Genomic DNA, 21,573 nt, shown 5'->3' on the forward strand with positions numbered 1-21,573 from the left:
TCTAAGCGAAGGGAACTCATCCGAGCAGTAAATGTCCTTAAAACCCCACAAATGTCAGGTATTACGCGGTTTGCGCTGGTCTGATTGAAGCGCATTTATTGATCTGGAACGTTTTGTTGCCAGGTTTACAGCTATAGCGCGCTTAATACAGCGCAAAAAGTGACAGATGTTTTGCCCATAATCCTTTGCTACTCTTTTGCTTTAGCGTCGAATTGGACGCGCAGGCAAACACCAGGCGAGAGGAAACACCATGAACCTTGATGATGAAGACCTTTTCCGTGATGCCATGGGTGATGTGACACCATTAAAAAATTGCGCTAATACCCAATGGCTACGCGCACCTTCGCCTAAAGCGCCGCGTGCGCCGCAGGAAAGTGACGAGCAGGAAAATTTCCTCACGCGTGGCTATCTCGACATCGTTCCACTGACAACACCGCTGGAATTTAAAGTTGAAGGCGTACAGCAAGGCGTGCTGGATAAGCTGCGACTGGGCAAATATCCGCCTGAAGCCAGCCTTAATCTGTTGCGTCAGCCAGTGGAAACCTGTCGTCAGGCGCTGTTCAGTTTTATGCGGCAGGCCAATAAACATGGGTTGCGCAATCTATTGATTATTCATGGAAAAGGGCGCGACGATGAGTCGCACGCCAATATCGTGCGCAGCTATGTGGCGCGATGGTTGCCGGAGTTTGCAGAAGTGCAGACCTTTTGTACGGCGCAGCCGAAAGATGGTGGGGCGGGCGCGCTCTATGTCGGTTTACGAAAAACCGAACAGGCGCGCCTTGAGAACCGTGAGCGTCATGCAAAACACAGTCGCTAGCTGTGGAATTTGCGGATGGTCGCCATCAACACTTCGGCGCTCAGGCTTAATGGACTGCCGCTGCGCGTAATTATGCCCACCGGTTCGCCCGGCCCCGGCGAGGCAATCGGTAGCGCGCACAACGCATCGTGATTCAAATCTTCTTTGATGGCGCCAGAAGGCACAAACCACACATAGTCGTAACGCAGTGCCAGCTGTCGCGCCAGCGATGTCGATGAAGTTTCGACGCAGTTTGCTGGTAAGGTACAACCTTGCTCATTCAGCATATGCTGCGCGATACGGCGCGGTGCGGTGCCTTCCGGCGAAATCACTACTGGCCACTGCATCGCGCGCGACAGCATAACGTTCTCGCTTAATAGCGGATGATCGGGGCGCACCACCAGTTTGAGTGATTCCAGAAACAGCAATTCATAAGTGAGTCCGGCCATCATATCGCTGTCCGCCATACGACCAATCCCGACATCAAACTCACCGGCACGTAAACCGGCCAACAACACGTTGTTATGCAATGTCGCAACCTGCACCGTGGTGTTAGGTTGCTGTTCATGGAAGCGATCGAGAATTTGCGGCAGCATGCCCATCGCCGCAGTCGTCAGCGCGCCGAGCCGAATCACCACCGGTCGGCCCGGCTGGGGCGCGTTGAAGCTCTGACCAGCATGATTAAGCGCATCCAGCACTTTCACCGCATGAACCAGAAACTGTTCGCCCAGCGTGGTGAGCTGCGCGCCGAGGCGTCCGCGCTCAAACAGTCGCGCGCCCGCCAACTCTTCCAGCTCATTCAGTGTTTTCGATAAAGCGGGCTGGCTCAGATTGAGCGTTTCAGCGGCACGACCGAGCGTGCCTTGCTGCGCCACCGCCACAAAGGTATGTAAATGACGCAAGCGAATGCGCTGATTGAAAAGGATATTTTTGTCCATACGCCCAACATAATGAGTTATTCCGAGGAGCAGCAATGAGGAAACGTTAATTATGTTAACTTGCCTGCAAATTTATATTAACAAAAACACCGCTATGCAAGCTTCGCCGCTAACCTGATGTATTTATGAGTAAAGCTGAAAAAGACACTTTTTGCAGCCTATTCACGCGCTATAAAATCAATAACATACAGCGTAAAAAGTTGAATAATTCTCAATTACATCCAAAAAGAGTGCCTGTTATTGTTAACGATGAGCTATGATAAGCGCCGTTTTTTTTACTAAAACTGATGCCCTAAACGGTTAAAAGTGCAGGAGTCGTTACGTGACCAGCGTTGAAGCAGTAGACGTTCGCCAGCTTATCAATAAGAGTGCGCTTAGCAGCTGGCAGAAGCGCTTAATCGCGCTGTGCTTCGTGGTGGTGGCGCTGGACGGCATGGACATTGCGCTGATGGGCTTTATTGCGCCCACGCTGAAAGCCAGTTGGGGCGTCACGAATCATCAACTCGGCATGGTGATCAGCGCGGCGCTGATTGGTCTGGCATTGGGGGCGATGGTCGCTGGACCGCTGGCCGATCGCTATGGTCGCCGCGTGATGATCCTCATCAGCGTGCTGTTTTTCGGTCTGTGGACGCTGGCCACGGCGATGGCGCAGAACATCGAACAGATGATGCTGTTCCGCTTTCTCACCGGCTTAGGGCTTGGGGCCGCGATGCCCAACGTGGGCACGCTGGTGGCCGAATACGCGCCCGAACGTCGCCGCTCATTTATTATTACCGTGGTGTTCTGTGGCTTTACCTTTGGTGCCGCGACGGGAGGCTTTGCCGCTTCGTGGCTGCTGCCGCGCTATGACTGGCACTCCGTTATGCTGATGGGCGGCGTGCTGCCGCTGCTGGTGCTGCCTTTTTTAGTGCGCGGCTTACCGGAATCGGTACGTTTTCTGATTAGCCGTCGCGCGCCTGCCGCACGTATTCACGCCATCCTCGAACGTATGCTGCCCGGCAGCGTGCAGCCGGATAGCCATTATCAAAGCACTGAGCTGCCGACCGCGCGTAAAGGCTCGGTGGCGACCGTGGTGTCGCGCCGATATCTGTTCGGCAGTTTGATGTTGTGGGGCGGCTACTTTATGGGGCTGTTCCTCGTTTACCTGATTGGCAGTTGGATGCCTTCATTGATCAGCACGCTCGGCATGTCGGTGACGGAAGCGGCGATTGTCACGGCGATGTATCAGGCCGGCGGAACCCTTGGCTCGCTGTTTGCGGGTTGGTTGATGGACCGCATCAACGCCAATCTGGCGCTGGCGGTGATCTATTTCTGCGGTGGCATTGCCATTGTGGCGCTGGGTTTTTCACCCGCGCAGGTCGGCTTAATGAGCGCCATCGCTTTCTGCAGCGGCTTCTGTTTTAACGGCGCCAATACCGGCATGAATGCGCTCTCCGCCAGTTATTACCCAACTCATGCGCGTGCCACCGGCTCCAGCTGGATGCACGGCATAGGGCGCATCGGCGCCATCATTAGCGCCTTTGTCGGTGCCGAGTTGTTAACGCTTGGCTGGACGTTCAGTCAGATCTTCCTGCTGCTGGCGATTCCCGCCGTGTTAACCACCATCATGCTGGTGCTGAAATGTCGCTTTGGTGACCAGTCAAACCTCACCGAGTGACAAGGCGATCACAGTTCCATGAAATTGTTACCCGCCGCTAAAGGGTTGATCTACAGTAGCAACAACCCGTTAGCCCAAGGTGATGATGATGCCAAACTTTCTCAGCAGCGATGCCATCCGCACGCTGTTCTCGCAGGCAATGTCGACCCTGTATCAGCAGGAAGTGCCGCAATACGGCACGCTGACGCAGTTGGTCACCGCTGTTAATGAACGTACGCTGGAAGCCAATCCCGAGTTAAAAAACCGCTTGTCGGCCGCCGATGAACTGAGTCGCCTGAGCGTCGAGCGTCACGGTGCGATTCGCGTCGGCAAGGCTGATGAACTCAGCACGTTGCGCCAGATGTTCGCCGTAATGGGCATGGAAGCGGTGGGGTATTACGACCTGTCGCAAGCCGGTGTGCCGGTGCACTCCACGGCGTTTCGTCCGGTCAGCGATCGCGCGTTGCGCCATAATCCATTCCGCGTTTTCACTTCGTTGCTGCGTCTGGAACTGATTGATGATGCGGCGCTGCGCGAGAAGGCCGCTGCAATTCTCGCCGCGCGCGATATCTTTACGCCAGGTTGCCGCGCGTTGATCGCTAAGCATCAGCAGCAGGGCGGTTTGAACGCCGCAGATGCCGCCACTTTCGTGCAGGAAGCGCTGGAAACCTTCCGCTGGCATGCGCACACCACCGTAGACAGCGCCACTTATCGCGCACTGAGCCAGCAGCATCGTCTGATTGCCGATGTGGTGTGTTTCCGTGGTTGTCACATCAACCATTTGACGCCGCGCACGCTGGATATTGATCGGGTGCAAGCGTTGATGCCTTCACGCGGCATCGATCCCAAAACCCTGATTGAAGGCCCGCCGCAGCGTAAAGTACCGATTCTGCTGCGCCAGACCAGCTTCAAAGCGCTGGAAGAAGCGGTGCACTTTAACGATGGTACGCCGGGGACGCACACCGCGCGCTTTGGTGAGATCGAACAGCGCGGCGCGGCGCTCACCCCGAAAGGACGCGAACTTTACGATCGTCTGCTGGCCGAAGCCGGTACCGGCAGCGATAACCAGCATCACCAGCAACATCTTAGCGCGGTGTTTAGTGATTTCCCCGACGACGAAGAGTCTTTGCGCGAGCAGCAGCTGGCGTGGTTCCGCTATCGCCTGACCGAAAAAGGCGAGCATCTGCCGCCACGCGCGGGCGAAAGCGTGACGCAGTTGCTGGCTGAAGAGCGTTTGAGCGCCGAACCGATCGTTTATGAAGATTTCCTGCCGGTCAGTGCCGCGGGGATTTTCCAGTCGAATTTGGGCGACGTGGCGCAAACACGCAGCGCGGGGAATGCCAGCCGAGCGGATTTTGAAAGCGCGTTAGGTTGCACGGTGCAGGATGAAATGGCGTTGTACCAGCAGATGCAGCAGCGCAGTCTGGAACGCTGTGGCGTAGCCTGAGGAGAAATGTTACAGCCGGTCTGAAATTCAGCAGACCGGCTGCTTTTCTTGTGGTTATTGCAAGCGCGCGTCACGCACCAGCGTGTACTTCCCGGCACCCAAAAACATAATGGCGAGCGCACCCAGCAGGTAAAGCGCTTCTGTCTCCAGCGCCCACGCACCAACGTCGGTGCGATGCCAGACAGCGCCCATTTTTACCAGCAGTGTCGCAACAATCATGTTCACCGCAATAATGAACGCCGCAGGGCGCGTCAAAAATCCGATGATCACCATTACAGGTGCCGCTATTTCCCCGATGTAAGCACCGTAAGCGATGAAACCTGGCATTCCTTTGACGGCGAGCATGTGCGCAATCCAACCCACGCCATGCACCACTTTGAACGCCCCATGAAACAGCAGCAATCCGCCAAACGTCAGGCGCAAAAGCAGTTTGCCAAGGTCCGGGTGATCGCACATCCGGTTGAACATTTGATTAATGCCACCAAACATGGTGTTTCTCCGTCGCGCCAGGTTAACTTGCAACCTTAAAACAAATGGCCTCGATGGGGTTAGCCAAAATATTTGATGGAGTTGTTCAAAGAATCGCGCCGCGTTTCGGCTTAATCTGCAAATGCTTTCAGAACATGGACATTCGTCCAAGGCCTGCAAATAATGGAACGATGCATTATCAGGGAACCCGAGATGAAAAATGAACGACGTCTGAGGATCATGACCGCAGAAGGGGAACTCAGAGGCCTGATGGACGAAGATCTTTTTGTCTTTAAAGGAATACCGTACGCAGCTGCACCTACTGGCGCTTTACGCTGGCGACCGCCGCAGCCGGTCCAGCCGTGGCAAGAGGTGCGTGATGCGACCGAATGGGGCGCAGCAAGCTGGCAAAATCGTGACTATTGCGTGGCCGCCGGCGGTGGCGATCCCGGTCGCTTTAGTGAGGATTGTCTCTACCTGAATATCTGGACGCCGGATGTTGAGCCTTCGCGGCCGTTGCCGGTGATGGTCTGGTTGCATGGCGGGGGATTTTCCATCGGCGCCGGTAATCTTGATCCTTATCGCGGTAAAGCGCTGGCGGCGCAAGGTGTGGTGGTGGTAACGCTCAATTATCGCCTTGGTCACTTCGGTTTCTTCTCTCATCCGGCGCTGGATGCGCAATACCCCGACGGGCGCGTGATCAACAACTTTGCCTTACTCGATCAAATTGCTGCTTTGCAGTGGATTCAGCGCAACATTCCTGCCTTTGGCGGCGATCGCCATAACGTGACGCTGTTTGGTGAATCCTCCGGTGCGCGTAGTGTGTTATCGCTGTGCTGCTCGCCGCTCTCCGAGGCGCTGTTTCACAAGGGCATCGTACAAAGCGCCTACAGCTTGCCCGACATCCCGCAAAAGCAGGCACAACAGATAGGTTTACAGGTCGCGGCGCATTTTGCGTTACCCGAAGATGCCAGCGCCGAGCAACTGCGTGAGCTACCAGCCGAACAATTCTGGCCGTTAGAACGCCCGCTGGCGCTCGGCCCGGTGCCCATCAGCGGCGATGCGGTACTGCCGAAACCGATGTTAACCACGTTTATCTCCGGCAAGCAGCATCGCATTCCGTTAATGATCGGCAGCAACAGCGATGAAGCCAGCGTACTGGACTATTTTGGCGTGGATGCCACGGCAGTATTGCGACAGATGCGCAGCAAAAACCGCATCAGTTATCGCCTGATGAAGTGGCTGTACGACATTCATGATGATGCGCTGCTGGGACGTGCGGTGGCGCGCGATATGGCGTTCACGGTGTTACCGTTAATCATCGCTCAGGCGCAGCACAATATCGGCCTGCCCGCATGGCGTTACTGGTTCGATTACGTCTCCGAAAATGCGCGCGACCTCTATCCGCATGGAACATGGCACGGCAACGAAATTCCCTATGTCTTTAACACGCTGGATACGCTAGCGCCGCCAGCGGAACGCAGCTACAGCGAGCAGGATAAAGCGTTCGCCTCCACAGTCAGCGCTTATTGGGTCACCTTCGCGCGTGAAGCCAGCGAGTTCAGCTCGCACTTAGCGGGTGAAGTAGATTGGCCAGCCTGGCGACCGGGCGACGATCTGACGCTGGCGCTGGGGGATCAGGGCAAAGCCCAGGCGGTGGTGAAGGCGCGCTTTATGCGTGGACGGCTGCGTTTGTTCCGTTTGATGATGCGCAGCCACGTTAAGCTTTAATGAGCGTGCTAATGGTGTAATCTGGCAAATCAATTTATAAGGCAAATTTTCGCCTATCTTGCTGATAAATCTTAAAAGCGCATATTCCTCACCCGCGTCAGTAAGCAATTAATTAGCTTACAAAACCGTTACATTTTCCCGATCCGATGCCGATAAACGCAATATGCCCGATTTTATCGGGCCTCCTTCGCGTTTCACACCAAGGGATTATGTATGGGTATCTTAAAAAATTTCACCATCCGCGCCGTATTGCTCACCATTCTTGGGCTGTTTTGCCTGCTGTGGTGTGCCGTTGGGCTGTTTAGCGTCCACTCACTGAACGCCCTCGGCGAGGGCAACGAGATTGACCGCCAACTGGTCAATCAAATGACCATTTTAAGCAAAGGAAATGATCAATATTTTCGTGTCGTTACGCGTCTGTCTCGCGTGATGGAAGGCCGCGCCTCAGGCAGCGCAGTCGGTGCTGATGCTTTTACCCCGGTGCAACAAGCGCTCGACAATATGAAAACGCTGCTGGCGCAGTTTAAAACCATGGCGCCAGGTCCGATGGATGCGGAGACCGCCAATAGCGTCATCACCAACTGGCAAAAACTGCTCGATGAAGGCATCGCACCGCAGGTTTCGCTGGCGCAGCAGGGCACGCTTGAAGCCTATCGTGCGCAAGCCAATAACGTCACGCCGCCACTTAGTCGTGCGTTTGGTGCCAGCGCGGAAGCCTTCAATAAAGCCGCAGGCAGCAAACTGGATGAGACGCGCGTCACCGTCGATAAGCTCACCAGCATCACTAAAGTCATTATTCTGGTGGCGGTAGTGATTGGCTTGTTTATCTTGCTGTTTACCGATCGCTATCTGGTGGCGATGCTGGTGAAACCACTGGAGCGCATCCGTAACCATTTCACGATTATTGCGCAGGGCGACCTCAGCCAGCCGGTGGAAGATTTTGGCCGTAACTGCGTCGGCAAACTGGTGCCGCTGCTGCGTGCCATGCAGGACAGCCTGCGCGAAGCGGTAAGCGCGATTCGCAGCGGCACTGAAAACATTTATCGCGGCGCAGCGGAGATCTCCTCCGGCAACAACGATCTCTCATCGCGTACCGAAGAGCAGGCGGCCGCGCTGGAGCAAACGGCGGCCAGCATGGAGCAGTTAACTGCCACCGTGAAGTTCAACGCCGACAACGCGCGTCAGGCCAGTTCGCTGGCCGAAACCGCTACCGGCACCGCACAGCAGGGCGGACGGTTGGTGGGCGAAGTGGTTACCACCATGCAAGGCATCTCAGGCAGCTCGAAGAAGATCGCTGAGATCACGAGCGTGATTAACAGTATCGCTTTCCAGACCAACATCCTGGCGCTAAACGCCGCGGTAGAAGCCGCACGCGCCGGTGAACAGGGCCGCGGTTTTGCCGTGGTGGCCAGTGAAGTGCGCAATCTGGCACAGCGCAGCGCCGGTGCGGCGAAAGAGATCGCCACATTGATCGAAGATTCCGTGCAGCGCGTGGAAAAAGGGTCGGCGCTGGTGAGCAGCGCGGGTAGCACCATGCACGACATTCTTAAGTCGGTGCAGGATGTGAATGAAATCATGAAGCACATCGCTGCTGCGTCAGAAGAGCAGAGCAAAGGGATTTCGCAGGTCGGTACCGCCGTCACCGAGATGGACAGCGTCACTCAGCAGAACGCCTCGCTGGTTGAGGAAGTTTCTGCCGCTGCCAGCGCGCTGGAGCGCCAGACGCAGGAGCTGCAGGCCTCGGTGGCGAAATTCCGTCTGTCGGACAGCGCGCCTGTGAACAAGGCCGTGGTATCGCCAACCGTGCTGCGTCGGCCGGTGTTGACCGGCGCAGGCCTTGCACAGCCGAAATCAGCCTCTGACGAATGGGTCTCGTTCTAAACCTCAGATAACCACGCCACCAGTTCCGGCAGGAACGGTGGCGCATCTTTTTCCGCCCGCTGTAACAGGCTGTAGCTTGCGCCGGTCGCCACACTGGTGGCAAACGGCGCAATCAGTCGCCCATTCACCACATCGTTCTGCACCAAGGTGACATCCGCCACCGTGATGCCAAATCCCTGAATCGCAGCGCTGATCGCGAGATCCATGGTGGCGAAATGCTGATTGCGCGCCATTGGTAACGCGGCATCCAGCCCGGCCAGCCAAAGCTGCCAGTCGCGTGAATCCGGCGTGGGATGCAGAAAAGTAAACTTCGCCAGTTCGCCAATCTGCGTGGGCGGCGTGACGCTGCTGGCCATCACCGGCGTTAAACGCTCCTCAAACAGGCAAATCGAACCGGCTGGCGACGGGCCAAACACAATCGCCGCGTCAAAATTATCGAGCTGCGAGCCATGATCGAGTGTGGTGGTCAACGCTACGTGAATATCTGGCCGCTGCTGTTCCAGCGCCACCAGACGCGGCACCAGCCAGCGCATGGCGCAGGTAGGCGCTTTCAGGCGAATCGAGGCATTGCTGCGGCTGGCTTTTTCTGTGGCATTCACCAGCATGGCGAAACCTTGCTGCAATTCCGGCAGCAGCGCGGCACCTTGTTCGGTGAGATGCAGACCACGTGCGTGGCGGGTAAACAGCGCGAAGCCCAGCCAACTCTCCAGCGTGGCGATTTTACGGCTCACCGCGCCTTGGGTGATGCACAGCTCGCTGGCGGCACGCGTCAAATTGAGATGGCGCGCGGTGACCAGAAACGCGTGGATGGCATTGAGCGGCAGAGCAGAGCGGGACATAACAACCTCAAGCTATGATTTTAAATCATGGCTATTATGACAACAATTCGCTTGTCGACTCAAGCCGCACACCGTTGAATAGAAATCTACTTTCGATACGTGGTTATGCAACCTTACGAGGCACCGATGACCTTGAACAGCAGTGTGAACATCTCTTCCAAACAGCCCGATGTCGGCACGACGATTTTTAGCGTCATTGGCCAGCTGTCGGCGCAGCATAAAGCCATTAACCTGTCGCAAGGCGCACCAAACTTCCCGTGTGATCCCCAGCTGGTTGAGCTGGTCAGCCAGGCGATGCGTGACGGTCATAACCAATACGCTTCAATGACCGGCCTGCCGTCGCTGCGTGAAGCGCTGGCGGAGAAAGTTCACACGCTGTATGGCCAGCACTATGATGCCGGCAGCGAAGTGCTGATCACCGGCAGCGCCAGCCAGGGCATTTACATGGCGATTTCCGCGCTGGTCCACGCAGGCGATGAAGTGATCTTCTTCGAGCCGGCGTTTGACAGCTACGCGCCGGTGGTCCGTCTGCAGGGCGCTACGCCAATTGGCCTGAAGTTGCAGGTGCCGGATTTCGCCATCAATTGGGACGAACTGCGCGCCACCATTACGCCGCGCACCCGCATGATCATCATCAATACGCCGCACAACCCCAGCGCGCAGGTGCTGTCAGCTGCGGATCTGGATCAGTTAGCCGCGTTGACGCGCAACACCGATATTGTGGTGCTGTCTGACGAAGTCTATGAACACATCCTGTTTGATGGCCGTACGCACTGCGGCATGGCAACGCATCCGGAACTGGCGCAGCGCAGCGTGGTGGTTTCCTCCTTCGGTAAAACCTTCCATGTCACCGGCTGGCGCGTGGGTTATGCGCTGGCACCGGCAGCGCTGATGGAAGAGATCGTCAAAGTCCATCAGTTCATGATGTACGCCGCCGATACGCCGATGCAGGTCGGTTTTGCTCACTATCTGCAAAATCCGCAGAACTATCTGCAGCTGTCGCCGTTCTATCAGGAGAAGCGCGATCGTCTGCTGACCTTGATGGAGGATTCGCCGTTTAAACTGCTGCCGAGCGCCGGTTCGTTCTTTATGTTGGCCAGCTACGGACATTTCAGTGACGAAAGTGATAGCGAAATGGTAAAACGTCTCATCGTCGATCACGGTGTGGCCACCATTCCGTTGTCGGCGTTTTATATGGACGGCACTGACAATAAATTAATTCGCCTGTCATTCGCAAAAGACGACGCAACACTTCAGGCCGGTGCAGAAGCGCTCTGCCAGGTCAAAGGGTAACTTAGGGGTAAATATAATGAAAAAATTGAACGCACTGTTTGTCGCTTTGGGCATGCTGACTTCGGCGCACGCGCTGGCGCAGGAAACCTTACGCTATGGTCTTGAATCGCAGTATCCGCCATTTGAGAGCCGCAACGCGCAGGGCGAACTGGAAGGTTTCGATATCGAACTGGGTAAAGCGATTTGTCAGGTAGGCAACTTCGACTGTAAGTGGGTGGAAAGCAGCTTTGATGCGTTGATTCCGGCGCTGCAGGCGAAAAAATTTGATGCCATTAACTCCGCAATGAACATCACCGAAGCGCGGGCGAAAAGCATCGACTTCACTAAGCCGATCTACCGCATTCCGACCATGTTAATCGTGAAAGAGGGCGAGAAGCTGCTGCCAACCGCCGAATCACTGAAAGGGAAAAACATCGGGGTGCTGCAGGGTTCGATCCAGGAAACCTATGCCAAGAAGCACTGGGAAGCGCAGGGCGTTACAGTGACCTCTTATCAGGATCAGAACCAGGTTTACAACGACATGGTTGCCGGTCGTCTTGACGGCACGCTGGTGATGTCAGCTGCCGGTCAATCGGGCTTCCTCGAAAAGCCGCAGGGTAAAGGTTTCGCCTTTGCCGGCAAGCCGGTAGAAGATGACACTATTCTCGGCACCGGTATTGGTTTTGGCCTGCGTAAAGGCGATGACAAACTGAAACAAGAGCTGGATGCGGCAATCGCCAAGGTGCAAGCCGATGGCACCGTCACTAAGCTGGCGGCGAAATTCTTCCCTGGGATTGATGTTTCAGCGAGTAAATAACTAAACGAGGTCGCCATAAATGGCGTAATGACGATCAGTTAAGCGCCGTATCAAATCACCGCACCTTCCGTAGCGGCGCGATTTATCGCGCAATGAATTGCGCCGCTACAATGTGGGCTCTCGTTAATGAAGGGTTTCATGTCTTAACTGACGAGCATGACGCCATGAAGGGCGACCTTTTTTTATTTCGCGGCTAAATAACACAACGCTTCGGCCACCTGATACGACTTCACAAACGAGGGAACCGGCAAAAACTCAAAGCGCGAATGGAAATTGTGCGCGCCGGTGAAGAAGTTCGGCGTCAGCAGCCCTTTCGCTGACAGCGCTGCACCGTCGGTGCCGCCGCGCATCGGAATCACCTTCGGTTCCACGCCCACTTGCTCTAACGCGGCAAAAATCAGGTCAATCGCACGACGATCTTCACCAATTGCATTACTGATATTGCTGTAAATATCGTTAATCGTCAGCGCTACATGGCCGGTGGGATAACGCGCGGCGATTTCATCGGCCACTTCCACCAGTTGCTGTTTCTTCGCATCAAAACCCTGCAAATCGAAATCACGAATCGAGGCTTTCAACACCGCGCGGCTGGCGTTGGCATTCATATCGTTGAACCAGATATAACCTTCGCGGCCTTCGGTATGTTCGGGGGTTTTTAAGCGATCGAAGCGGGAGATGAAGTCATGCGCCATCAGCAGCGGATTGACCAATACGCCTTTGCCCGACATCGGATGCGCCGGCACGCCGGTAAACACCAGCTCAGCGGCGGCAGCATTGAAGTTTTCATACACCACTTCACCCAGCTCGCAGCAGTCGATAGTCCAGGCGAAATCGACGTTAAAGCGCTGCTCCAGATCCAGCGCTTTAGCGCCGCGCAGGCCAATCTCTTCATCGGGCACAAACGCCACCACGATATCACCGTGATCGCCGCGCAGGTTCTCCAGCAACGTCATCACCACCGTCACCGCTGCTTTGTTATCGGCGCCCAGCACGCTGGTGCCGTCGCTGAAGATAATCTCCTGCCCGAGATAAGGTTTGATCTCCGGATGTTCCGCCACGCGCAGCCAGATGTCCTGCGTGCTGTTAAGGCACAGATCTTCACCGGTGAACCTGAGGGTTTGCGGGTGGATGTCTGGCGAAAGGCCGACATCCACGGTATCAATATGGGTGATAAAACCGATGCGCGGCGCATCAGGGCGATTGCCAGGTTTCACCGCGGTGACCGTGGCGTGCTGGTCAATCACGATATCCTGCAATCCCAATTCGCCCAGCTCCTTTGCCAGTAACTCCGCCATCGCATGTTGGGACGGCGTACTCGGCAGCGTGGTTGATTTGGCATCGCTCTGGCTGGAAACCGCCAGATAACGGTAGAAACGCTGGGTCAATTGGCTGGCAAGTTGGTCTGTCATCACAATTCCTTATTAGCATTGCGGCGTCTGTAGTACGCGTGCTGGTTAAATCATGTTATTTATTAATCAGATGAACATTACATAACGAAGCAGACTCATGGAAGTCAATAAAAAGCGAGGATCATGATGAAAAAAATGATGGCAAATCTCACTCTCACTGCAATCGGCTTGGCGGTCGCGGGCGGGGTTTCGGCAAAAACGCTGGTGTACTGTTCAGAAGGATCGCCAGAGAACTTCAACCCGCAGTTGTACACTTCAGGAACCAGCGTCGATGCCAGCGCAGTGCCGATTTTTAACCGCCTGGTGGACTTCACGCCCGGCACCACCGAACTGGTGCCCAGCCTCGCCGAGAGCTGGGATATCAGCCCGGATGGCAAGGTCTACACCTTCCATCTGCGCAAAGGGGTGAAATTCCAGAGCAACAAGCTGTTTAAGCCGTCGCGCAATTTTAATGCCGACGACGTAATCTTCTCGTTTATGCGTCAGATGGACCCCAAAAACCCGTACCACAATGTCTCCGGCGGTAACTACGCCAACTTCGAAAGTCTCGAGCTGGCGAAGCTGATCACCAGTATTGAGAAGGTCGATGACAATACCGTGCGCATCACCTTAGCTCACGCTGAAGCGCCATTCCTCGCCGACTTAGCCTGGTATTTTGCCTCGATCCATTCGGCTGAATACGCCGACCAGATGTTGAAAGCCGGCACGCCGGAGAAGGTCGATATGGAGCCGATTGGCACCGGGCCGTTTGAGCTGGTGCAGTATCAAAAAGATTCGCGCATTCTCTATAAAGCCTTCCCGGAATACTGGCAGGGCAAGGCGAAGCTCGATCGTATTGTCTTCTCGATCACGCCGGACGCCTCGGTGCGTTATGCCAAGCTGGAGAAAAACGAATGCCAGATTATGCCGTTCCCCAATCCGGCCGATCTGGAGAAGATGCGCACCAATCCCGATTTAACGCTGGAACAGAAATCGGGCCTGAATACCGGTTTCCTGTCGTTCAACACCACCAAAGCGCCGCTGGATAACGTCAAGGTGCGTCAGGCGCTGGCGATGGCGATTAACAAACAGGCGATCATTGATGCCATCTTCAAAGGTACTGGCACGGTAGCGAAAAACATCCTGCCGCCGGACGTGTGGAGTGCGGATAAAGATCTGAAGGATTACGACTACGATCCGCAGAAAGCCAAAGCGCTGCTGCAGGAGGCGGGGATTAAGCCAGGCACCGAAATCGCCCTGTGGGCGATGCCGGTACAGCGACCGTATAACCCGAATGCGCGACGAATGGCGGAGATGATTCAGGCGGACTGGGCCAAAGTGGGTATCAAAGCCAATATCGTCAGTTATGAGTGGGGCGAATACCTCAAGCGCGTGAAAGGCGGTGAGCATCAGGCGGCGCTGATGGGCTGGACCACGGCGACCGGCGATCCGGATAACTTCTTCGGTCCGCTTTACAGCTGCACCTCGGCAAATGGCGGCTCCAACTCGTCGAAATGGTGTTATCAGCCGTTTGAGAAGATCATTACCGAAGCGCGCGCCGAGCAAAATCACGACAAACGCGTGGCGCTGTATCAGCAAGCGCAGCAGATTATGCATGATCAAATGCCAGCGGTGATGATTGCTCACTCAACCATCTTTGAGCCGGTGCGCAAATCGGTGACTGGTTATCAGGTCGATCCGTTCGGTAAACACATCTTCTACCCGGTGGATATCAAGAACTGAGTCACGGCTTCCAGCGCTGGCGCAGCGGTTCCTCTAACGCATCCAGCTGTTGCAGCATAAAGGTGAGAAACACATTCAGGGCGGCACTGCGAGGCCGCCCTGATTGCGTCTGCAATTGCAAGGTGCGTTGGCTCAGCTGATCGATGCCTACCGAGCGCAATATCAAACCGTGCGTTTCCGCTTCCTGTAGCACGGTAAAGGCGCTGCAAATTGTCACCGCCTGCGGCGTGCGCAGCAGGAATTGAAACAACATCGAAAAGGTATCGCAGGTCATCACCGGCTCAACCAGGCTGCCGTTCATATGGCTGGCGAGCTCAAACAGTTGCCGCACGGTGGTGTTTTGCTGCGGCAAGGCCAGCGGATAGTGACTGAGATCGGCGAGCGTGACCTGCGGCGCGTTGGCCAGCGGATGCGTTTGATGCATCACGATTAATACCGGTGCCGGCCACGAACCCATCACTTCCACACCGCGCTCAGCGTGAAGACTAAATTGCAGCGCCACGTCACACTCGCCGTTGCGCAGCGCTTCCGCCACGCCTTGCGTGCTGGCGACTTTCACATCAAACAGCACGCCCGGATTGTCATTGCGAAAATCTGCGATCAAACGCGGTAGCAGCGTAAACGCCAGCCCATCGGTGCAGGCCACGCGAATCAACGTGCGGCGCACCGCTTTCAGTCCCTTAATTTCCGCCAGCGCATACTCCATATCCAGCAGATTCTTACGTACGTGATGTGCAAAGATTTCCCCCGCTTCGTTCAACACCATGCCGCGCGCGTGACGCGCAAACAGCGGCACGCCAACCTGATCTTCCAGCCGCTGAATTTGCCGGCTGATCGCCGACACCGCCACAAACAGCTGTTCGCTGGCGGCGCTGAGCGAGCCAGTATTAGCGACGGCGAGAAAATAGCGGATTTCACTGCTTAACATGCGGATGCCTCATGGTGGTGCATGCCTCGAAATCGGGCAGGCTAGCTTTGCTATAAAAGCAAATCTTACTCGATAAATTGATAATTGTGGCAAAGCAGTGTTTCCGCAAAGATGCCTTAACGACAAAACAATAAAAGACAGGGCAAACATGACGGCACAACAGGCGGTTCAACAGGCCACCGCTTATTTTGACAGCGGGGAGTTTCAACGAATTTTGGCACGTCGCGTGGCGCAACGTACCGAAAGCCAGCGCGACGATCGTGACAGCGAATTACAGCGCTATTTGCAGGATGAGATCGGCCCGCAGCTGATCGCTCTGGGCTTCACGTTGCATTTCATCGACAACCCGGAAGCCGCTAATCGACCGTTCCTCGTGGCGGTACGCATTGAAGATCCCATGCTGCCAACCTTGCTCAGCTATGGTCACGGCGATGTGGTGTTTGGTAATGATGAAAACTGGCGCGACGGCTTATCGCCATGGCATATGGTTGAAGAGGGCGATCGCTGGTATGCGCGTGGCAGCGCAGATAATAAGGGCCAGCACTGCGTCAATCTGGCGGCGCTGGAGCAGGTGTTTGCGTTGCGCGGCGGTAGCCTGGGCTTTAACTGCAAAATACTGTTCGAGATGGGTGAAGAGATCAGCTCGCCAGGGCTGGCGCAGTTGTGCCAGCAGCATGGCGAACTGCTGCAAGCCGATCTGTTTATTGCTTCAGACGGTCCGCGTCTCAATGCGGTTCGTCCGACGCTGTTCCTGGGCTCACGCGGCGCGGTTAATTTCCGTTTGACCGTTAACGCGCGTGACAACGCTTATCACTCCGGCAACTGGGGCGGATTGTTGAGCAATCCGGGTACGCAGTTGGCCAACGCCATCGCTTCGCTGGTCAACGCGCAGGGCGTGTTGCAGGTCGAGGCGCTGAAACCCAACTCTTTGACGCCGCAGGTGCGCGATATTCTCGGCGATATCGAGGTGGGCGGCATGCCGGGCGATCCCGATATCGACGTGAACTGGGGCGAGCCGGGACTGACGCCAACCGAACGCCTGTATGGCTGGAACACGCTGGAAGTGTTGTCGTTTCTCACCGGCAATCCGGCGCGTCCAATGAATGCTATTCCGGGCAGCGCCACCGCCGTGTGTCAGCTGCGTTTTGTGGTGGGTACCGACTGGGAAAATCTCGCCCAGCATGTGCGCGCCCATCTGCATCAGCACGGTTTTGACTATGTGGAGGTGGAGTTTATGCGCGGATCGCCCGCGACACGCCTTGATCCCACCGATCCGCTGGTCAATTGGGTGCTGACCAGCATGGCGGAAACCAGCGGCAAGAAACCGGCGCTGCTGCCTAACCTCGGCGGCTCGCTGCCCAATGACGTGTTCTCCGACATTCTCGGTTTGCCGACCTTGTGGGTGCCGCACTCGTATCCAGCATGCGGCCAGCATGGCGTCAATGAGCATATGTTGAAATCGATTGCCCGCGAAGGTTTGCAGATTATGACGCGTCTGCTGTGGGATCTCGGCGAGCAGGGAACGGAACTGGTGGCGCAGCATCGTGCGCACGTTGGAGGTGGCCAATGAGTACATTAAATACCACGATGCCGTTGAACGCAGCGAAGCCCAATCTGCACAAAACGCTGTTCGCGACCTGTATCGGTAACGCGCTGGAGTGGTTTGATATCGCCGTGTACGGCTTTTTTGCCAGCTACATTGCGCATGCTTTCTTTCCTACCAGCGATCCGTCGGTTTCAATGTTGCTCACCTTTGGCAGTTTTGGTGTGTCATTCCTGATTCGTCCGCTAGGCGCGATTGTGCTGGGCAACTATGCCGATCGTCACGGTCGAAAAAAAGCGCTGCTGTTATCGATCAACCTGATGATGCTCGGCGGCGCGGTCATCACCTTTATGCCGAGCTACAGCAGCATTGGCCTGATGGCACCGCTGCTGATTTTGCTGGCGCGTCTGGTGCAGGGTTTCTCCGCCGGGGGCGAATTTGGCAGCTCGACGGCGTTCCTGGTTGAACACTTCCCGGAGCGCAAAGCCTTTATCGCCAGCTGGCAGTTCGCCACGCAGGGCGCCAGTACGTTGATGGCGTCGGCATTTGGACTCGGACTGACGCAGATTCTCAGCGAAAGCCAGATTCAGGATTGGGGATGGCGTATTCCCTTCGCCTTCGGCCTGCTGATTGGCCCGCTGGGGATCTATATTCGACGTCACGTACATGAACCGGCGAGCTTTGCTGAGCACAAACCGGAAGCCGCGCCGCTGAAAAGCCTGTTTGGCCGCCAGAAGGAGTTGATGCTGTTGGCGATCGGCCTGATGGTGATTTCGACTGCGGTGAACTACATGCTGAACTATGTGCCGACTTACGCCACCAAAAATCTGCACCTGTCGGGCAGCGTGGCGTTTACTGCTACCTTGTTGGCGGGTGTGATTTTGACGGTGGTCACGCCAATTATGGGGTTATGGGCCGAGCGGGTGGGGCGCGTGCCGCTGATGTGGGGATCGTTGATTTTGCTGATCGTCACCATCTATCCGGCCTTTAAGCTGGTGGTTGATCACACCACGCCGACTACGTTGATTTTGCTGGTGTGCTGGATGGCGCTGCTGAAGTCGATCTACTTCTCAACGGTGCCGTCGGTGATGGCGGATCTGTTCCCGATGGGTACGCGCGCCAGCGGCATGGCGATCAGCTATAACGTGGCGGTTACGGTGTTTGGTGGCTTTGCACCGCTGATTTGTACACTGCTGATTAGCGTGACCGGCACCAGTCTGGCGCCCGGTTATTATCTGATGGCGATGTCGGTGTTAAGCGGCCTGGCGCTGCTGCGCAGCCAGAAACGGGTTTCATAAAGGTTTCAGGGTTACAGGGTTACAGGGTTACAGGTCGCCACTTATGGCGTAATGCTTGTCCGTTAAGAAACCATTTTGCTTTAAATCTGGTGCGGGCTCTGACACATCTGCTGCGTCATGGGCCGTCCTCGCGCCGCTAACGCGGTGCCTTCGGCTTCCACGTCGTGCCAACGGACCGTTCGCGGATCGGCCGTCCTGGCCGCCCCGAACTGCCTCACGCATCCATGCGTGAGGCTCCTGGCCCAACGTAAAAGCCTCAGCGCTGCGGATAGCCCTTTTGCCGCAGCAGACGCGCCAGAGCCTCTGGCAAATGTGCCCTTTTCAGAAACACGCACTGAAGCTTTAAAGCAGGCCGGGGGCACTTTTGGGCAGGCATTCCGCAGCGCTGAACGAAGCGAGGAAGCCAGGAGAGCCCGCAGGACGCGGGCGAAAGGTGGAGCCGGGACAAGGACGTCCCGTCTCCACCGGTCCGTCAGGCAGACGAGCGAAGTGAAGGTACCGCGCTAGCGGCGCGAGGACCGCCGGACCAAAAGTGCCACCGGCCTGCGCCCTCGTCGTTGGCTTAATTGACAAGCATTACGCCATGAATGGCGATCCTACGAGAACTGCAAATATGCCACGTGCGTCTGTAAGAACTCTTCCAAACCGTGACGGCCATCAGCACCGCCAATGCCCGATTTACGCCAGCCCGCATGGAAACCTTGCATCGCTTCGAAATTCTCGCGGTTGATATAGGTTTCTCCAAATTTCAACTTACGCAGGGCAACCATCGCGGTGTTGAGGTTCTGAGTGTAAATCGATGAGGTCAGACCATATTCACAGTCATTCGCCAGCGCTATGGCTTCATCAAGGGTTCTAAAGGTCATTACTGGCAGCACCGGACCAAAAATCTCTTGCTGCATGATCTCCATATCCTGACGCACGCCCGTGATAATGGTTGGCTCAAAATAGAAGCCTTTGCTGCCTGCACGCTTCCCGCCTAGCACTACTTTGCCGCCATCCGCGACCGCGTTCGCCACTTTCTGCTCAACGCGTTCCAGCGCGGCCGCAGTGATTAGCGGCCCCATATCGATATCGTTTTGCTCGGCCGGATTACCAAACTTCACCTGCTGCATGGCGGCAGTCAGCGCGCTGATAAAGCGGTCGTAGATGCCTTCCTGCACGTAAACGCGCTCAGCACAGTTACACACCTGTCCGGTGTTGATCACGCGAGAGCTAACAATCGCTTTAACCGCCAGATCGAGATCGGCATCATCCATGACGATGGCTGGCGCTTTTCCGCCCAGTTCAAGCGAGACTTTGGTGACGTTTTTCGCTGCGGCTTCCATGGTGGCGATACCGGCGTTGACGCTGCCGGTCAGACTGACTAAGCCGACTTTCGGGTTGCCTGCCAGCTCCTGGCCAATCTCCGGGCCATAGCCGTAAACAAAGTTGATCACGCCTTTCGGCAGACCAATTTCATGGATGATGTGCGCAAAAATCGCCGCATTGTTAGGCGTCAGCTCACTTGGCTTGATAACAATAGTATTGCCGGTTACCAGCGCGGGCGCGGCTTTACGTGCAATCAGGAAGAAGGGAAAGTTCCACGGCAGAATGCCGGTGGTGACGCCAATCGCTTTCCTGAACACAAAGATGTTTTCGTTGGGACGATCGCTATTAACGATCTCGCCATCATAACGGCGTGCCCATTCGGCCATGTACTCAAGATAATCAGCTGTAAACAGTACTTCAGTTTGCGCCAGACCCTGGGTTTTGCCGCCTTCGGCGACGATAGTGGCGGTCAGTTCTGGTTCACGCTGACGAATAGCGACGGCAATTTTGCGCAGCCAGTTGCCGCGTTCAACGGCGGGGAGCGCTTCCCAATCCGGCTGCGCCACTTCAGCAGCGTCGATGGCCTGCGCGGCGTCGTGTTTACTGCCTTCCGGCACGCGCGAAAGTAATGCCTCAGTTGCTGGGTTAATCACTTCTATCCACTTATCGTTCTGATCGGCAACAAACGCGCCATTAATATAATGTTGATGGTGTGTTGTCATGTGCAGGTTCTCCGCGATCGGTTTCGTTAAAGATTTGTGAATTGCAGAGTGAAACAGATCAGGGCATAGCACCTTTTTGCTATTGCCAATGCAACTTGTGGGATGGCAAAGAAGGGAAGAACAACACGACAGACGCAGCATTCCTGGCGAAATGCCGCGCTTTCAGCGGCTTAGCAGTGATTTAAGGTATGTTAAAAAATGTCAGGAACCTGGCATCGCCGCGCCGCTGACAATAAACCACGCCAAAAAACTGACGCCAGCAATGATGATGGCAATAGGGAAAAGCAGTCCGATTTTCATAGTCATCCCGAGAGTTAAGCGATCTGCACGATCGCGCGATGGGTTTTCATCATACTGAACAGCTGGAATTGCGTGGCGTCGTCGACCTGACGCAGATGCTCACCTTTCTGATAATGAATCGCATGAACGTGACCCAGCTGTCGCCACACCACAATCACCGAAGCCAGCAGGGCGCAATTCTCCTCGCTCTGCACGCAATCCAGCGTGGCGTAATGTGCTTCATCTAATCCATTAATAAAGACGTTCAGCGCCTGCGCCGGCACGATGGCCCGGATGTCATCCAGCATCACGCGGCTCACCGATTGTGACAGCAACAGTCGCAATCTTTTGGTATTCATCTCAATCCTTCGTCCTGATGATTTTCCCAACGTTATACGGATTAAACGCCTGCGGGGAAAGTCTGGTACGCGGCTTTGTGTGACTGCCATGTTAACTGTTGCAGTGGCAGTGAATCAAAAACTGTGCTGATCGGCACAGCATAATAGAAAAATATGTTGAAGAATAAGCCACTTATA

At 55.7% G+C, this 21,573-nt stretch carries 18 protein-coding genes; 10 read left to right on the top strand and 8 right to left on the bottom strand.

What is annotated here, in order from left to right; genetic code table 11:
- Positions 1–250 precede the first annotated feature (250 nt).
- Positions 251–817, top strand: a complete 567-nt coding sequence (gene smrA, locus PZBJ_RS22280) for a DNA endonuclease SmrA (RefSeq protein ID WP_101764322.1) — start codon at positions 251–253, stop codon at positions 815–817.
- Here smrA and PZBJ_RS22285 read toward each other — a convergent pair.
- Positions 814–1,734: a LysR substrate-binding domain-containing protein gene (locus PZBJ_RS22285; RefSeq protein WP_101764323.1), complete on the bottom strand. Its 921-nt coding sequence runs from the start codon at positions 1,732–1,734 to the stop codon at positions 814–816. The genes smrA and PZBJ_RS22285 overlap by 4 nt on opposite strands.
- Before the next feature lie 322 nt (positions 1,735–2,056).
- Between PZBJ_RS22285 and PZBJ_RS22290 the strand changes: the two genes are divergently transcribed.
- Positions 2,057–3,391 carry an MFS transporter gene (locus PZBJ_RS22290; protein ID WP_101764324.1) on the top strand — a complete coding sequence of 445 codons (1,335 nt, stop codon included), beginning with the start codon at positions 2,057–2,059 and terminating at the stop codon, positions 3,389–3,391.
- 88 nt (positions 3,392–3,479) lie between these two features.
- The gene (hglS, locus tag PZBJ_RS22295) at positions 3,480–4,817 is read left to right on the top strand and encodes a 2-oxoadipate dioxygenase/decarboxylase HglS (protein WP_206098232.1); all 1,338 of its coding nucleotides are present in this window, start codon (positions 3,480–3,482) and stop codon (positions 4,815–4,817) included.
- A gap of 54 nt (positions 4,818–4,871) precedes the next feature.
- Here the strand turns inward: hglS and PZBJ_RS22300 are convergent, their stop codons facing one another.
- Entirely contained in the window at positions 4,872–5,306 is a 435-nt protein-coding gene (locus PZBJ_RS22300; RefSeq protein WP_101764325.1) for a DoxX family protein, read from the bottom strand.
- Between the two features lie 192 nt (positions 5,307–5,498).
- Here PZBJ_RS22300 and PZBJ_RS22305 point away from each other — a divergent pair, with 192 nt between their 5' ends.
- Together PZBJ_RS22305 and PZBJ_RS22310 are read left to right on the top strand one after the other, a co-directional pair.
- Complete coding sequence (locus tag PZBJ_RS22305) at positions 5,499–7,016, top strand: carboxylesterase/lipase family protein (RefSeq protein ID WP_101764326.1); 1,518 nt, start codon at positions 5,499–5,501, stop codon at positions 7,014–7,016.
- A 213-nt stretch (positions 7,017–7,229) separates the two neighbouring features.
- Positions 7,230–8,897 (top strand): methyl-accepting chemotaxis protein, encoded by a 1,668-nt coding sequence (locus PZBJ_RS22310; protein WP_101764327.1) that lies wholly within the window; start codon positions 7,230–7,232, stop codon positions 8,895–8,897.
- Here PZBJ_RS22310 and PZBJ_RS22315 read toward each other — a convergent pair.
- On the bottom strand, positions 8,894–9,736 hold the full coding sequence (locus PZBJ_RS22315) for a LysR substrate-binding domain-containing protein (protein ID WP_101764328.1): 843 nt from the start codon (positions 9,734–9,736) through the stop codon (positions 8,894–8,896). The genes PZBJ_RS22310 and PZBJ_RS22315 overlap by 4 nt on opposite strands.
- Positions 9,737–9,862: 126 nt before the next feature.
- On the opposite strand from PZBJ_RS22315, the gene PZBJ_RS22320 reads away from it, so the two are divergent.
- A complete protein-coding gene (locus PZBJ_RS22320) occupies positions 9,863–11,029 on the top strand; it encodes a methionine aminotransferase (RefSeq protein WP_101764329.1) in 1,167 nt (388 codons plus the stop codon).
- A 16-nt stretch (positions 11,030–11,045) separates the two neighbouring features.
- Entirely contained in the window at positions 11,046–11,825 is a 780-nt protein-coding gene (locus tag PZBJ_RS22325; protein WP_101764330.1) for a transporter substrate-binding domain-containing protein, read from the top strand.
- A 182-nt stretch (positions 11,826–12,007) separates the two neighbouring features.
- Here PZBJ_RS22325 and pepT read toward each other — a convergent pair whose 3' ends face one another.
- The gene (gene pepT / locus PZBJ_RS22330; protein WP_101764331.1) at positions 12,008–13,234 is read right to left on the bottom strand and encodes a peptidase T; all 1,227 of its coding nucleotides are present in this window, start codon (positions 13,232–13,234) and stop codon (positions 12,008–12,010) included.
- A gap of 126 nt (positions 13,235–13,360) precedes the next feature.
- Here pepT and PZBJ_RS22335 point away from each other — a divergent pair, with 126 nt between their 5' ends.
- Complete coding sequence (locus PZBJ_RS22335; protein WP_101764332.1) at positions 13,361–14,956, top strand: ABC transporter substrate-binding protein; 1,596 nt, start codon at positions 13,361–13,363, stop codon at positions 14,954–14,956.
- Position 14,957: 1 nt separating this feature from the next.
- On the opposite strand, the gene PZBJ_RS22340 is transcribed toward PZBJ_RS22335, so the two are convergent.
- Positions 14,958–15,884: a LysR family transcriptional regulator gene (locus tag PZBJ_RS22340; protein WP_101764333.1), complete on the bottom strand. Its 927-nt coding sequence runs from the start codon at positions 15,882–15,884 to the stop codon at positions 14,958–14,960.
- 148 nt (positions 15,885–16,032) lie between these two features.
- Here PZBJ_RS22340 and PZBJ_RS22345 point away from each other — a divergent pair, with 148 nt between their 5' ends.
- Positions 16,033–17,454, top strand: a complete 1,422-nt coding sequence (locus PZBJ_RS22345) for a M20 family metallopeptidase (RefSeq protein ID WP_101764334.1) — start codon at positions 16,033–16,035, stop codon at positions 17,452–17,454.
- A complete protein-coding gene (locus PZBJ_RS22350; RefSeq protein WP_101764335.1) occupies positions 17,451–18,725 on the top strand; it encodes an MFS transporter in 1,275 nt (424 codons plus the stop codon). The genes PZBJ_RS22345 and PZBJ_RS22350 overlap by 4 nt, the downstream gene beginning before the upstream one ends.
- 596 nt (positions 18,726–19,321) lie before the next feature.
- Here the strand turns inward: PZBJ_RS22350 and aldA are convergent.
- The 3 genes from aldA to PZBJ_RS22360 all read right to left on the bottom strand — a co-directional run bounded on the left by aldA (position 19,322) and on the right by PZBJ_RS22360 (position 21,396).
- Positions 19,322–20,758 carry an aldehyde dehydrogenase gene (gene aldA / locus PZBJ_RS22355; protein ID WP_101764336.1) on the bottom strand — a complete coding sequence of 479 codons (1,437 nt, stop codon included), beginning with the start codon at positions 20,756–20,758 and terminating at the stop codon, positions 19,322–19,324.
- A gap of 201 nt (positions 20,759–20,959) precedes the next feature.
- Positions 20,960–21,058 carry a YoaK family small membrane protein gene (locus PZBJ_RS24090; RefSeq protein WP_137385834.1) on the bottom strand — a complete coding sequence of 33 codons (99 nt, stop codon included), beginning with the start codon at positions 21,056–21,058 and terminating at the stop codon, positions 20,960–20,962.
- A gap of 14 nt (positions 21,059–21,072) precedes the next feature.
- The gene (locus PZBJ_RS22360) at positions 21,073–21,396 is read right to left on the bottom strand and encodes a hypothetical protein (protein WP_101764337.1); all 324 of its coding nucleotides are present in this window, start codon (positions 21,394–21,396) and stop codon (positions 21,073–21,075) included.
- Positions 21,397–21,573 lie beyond the last annotated feature (177 nt).

Source organism: Pantoea endophytica (assembly GCF_002858935.1).
Taxonomy (GTDB): domain Bacteria; phylum Pseudomonadota; class Gammaproteobacteria; order Enterobacterales; family Enterobacteriaceae; genus Pantoea; species Pantoea leporis.

Excerpts from the sequence above, each read along its gene's own strand:
- smrA (WP_101764322.1), top strand. The coding sequence starts at position 251 with ATGAACCTTGATGATGAAGACCTTTTCCGTGATGCCATGGGTGATGTG.
- PZBJ_RS22285 (WP_101764323.1), bottom strand. The coding sequence starts at position 1,734 with ATGGACAAAAATATCCTTTTCAATCAGCGCATTCGCTTGCGTCATTTA.
- hglS (WP_206098232.1), top strand. The coding sequence starts at position 3,480 with ATGCCAAACTTTCTCAGCAGCGATGCCATCCGCACGCTGTTCTCGCAG.
- PZBJ_RS22300 (WP_101764325.1), bottom strand. The coding sequence starts at position 5,306 with ATGTTTGGTGGCATTAATCAAATGTTCAACCGGATGTGCGATCACCCG.
- PZBJ_RS22305 (WP_101764326.1), top strand. The coding sequence starts at position 5,499 with ATGAAAAATGAACGACGTCTGAGGATCATGACCGCAGAAGGGGAACTC.
- PZBJ_RS22310 (WP_101764327.1), top strand. The coding sequence starts at position 7,230 with ATGGGTATCTTAAAAAATTTCACCATCCGCGCCGTATTGCTCACCATT.
- PZBJ_RS22315 (WP_101764328.1), bottom strand. The coding sequence starts at position 9,736 with ATGTCCCGCTCTGCTCTGCCGCTCAATGCCATCCACGCGTTTCTGGTC.
- PZBJ_RS22320 (WP_101764329.1), top strand. The coding sequence starts at position 9,863 with ATGACCTTGAACAGCAGTGTGAACATCTCTTCCAAACAGCCCGATGTC.
- PZBJ_RS22325 (WP_101764330.1), top strand. The coding sequence starts at position 11,046 with ATGAAAAAATTGAACGCACTGTTTGTCGCTTTGGGCATGCTGACTTCG.
- pepT (WP_101764331.1), bottom strand. The coding sequence starts at position 13,234 with ATGACAGACCAACTTGCCAGCCAATTGACCCAGCGTTTCTACCGTTAT.
- PZBJ_RS22335 (WP_101764332.1), top strand. The coding sequence starts at position 13,361 with ATGAAAAAAATGATGGCAAATCTCACTCTCACTGCAATCGGCTTGGCG.
- PZBJ_RS22340 (WP_101764333.1), bottom strand. The coding sequence starts at position 15,884 with ATGTTAAGCAGTGAAATCCGCTATTTTCTCGCCGTCGCTAATACTGGC.
- PZBJ_RS22345 (WP_101764334.1), top strand. The coding sequence starts at position 16,033 with ATGACGGCACAACAGGCGGTTCAACAGGCCACCGCTTATTTTGACAGC.
- PZBJ_RS22350 (WP_101764335.1), top strand. The coding sequence starts at position 17,451 with ATGAGTACATTAAATACCACGATGCCGTTGAACGCAGCGAAGCCCAAT.
- aldA (WP_101764336.1), bottom strand. The coding sequence starts at position 20,758 with ATGACAACACACCATCAACATTATATTAATGGCGCGTTTGTTGCCGAT.
- PZBJ_RS24090 (WP_137385834.1), bottom strand. The coding sequence starts at position 21,058 with ATGAAAATCGGACTGCTTTTCCCTATTGCCATCATCATTGCTGGCGTC.
- PZBJ_RS22360 (WP_101764337.1), bottom strand. The coding sequence starts at position 21,396 with ATGAATACCAAAAGATTGCGACTGTTGCTGTCACAATCGGTGAGCCGC.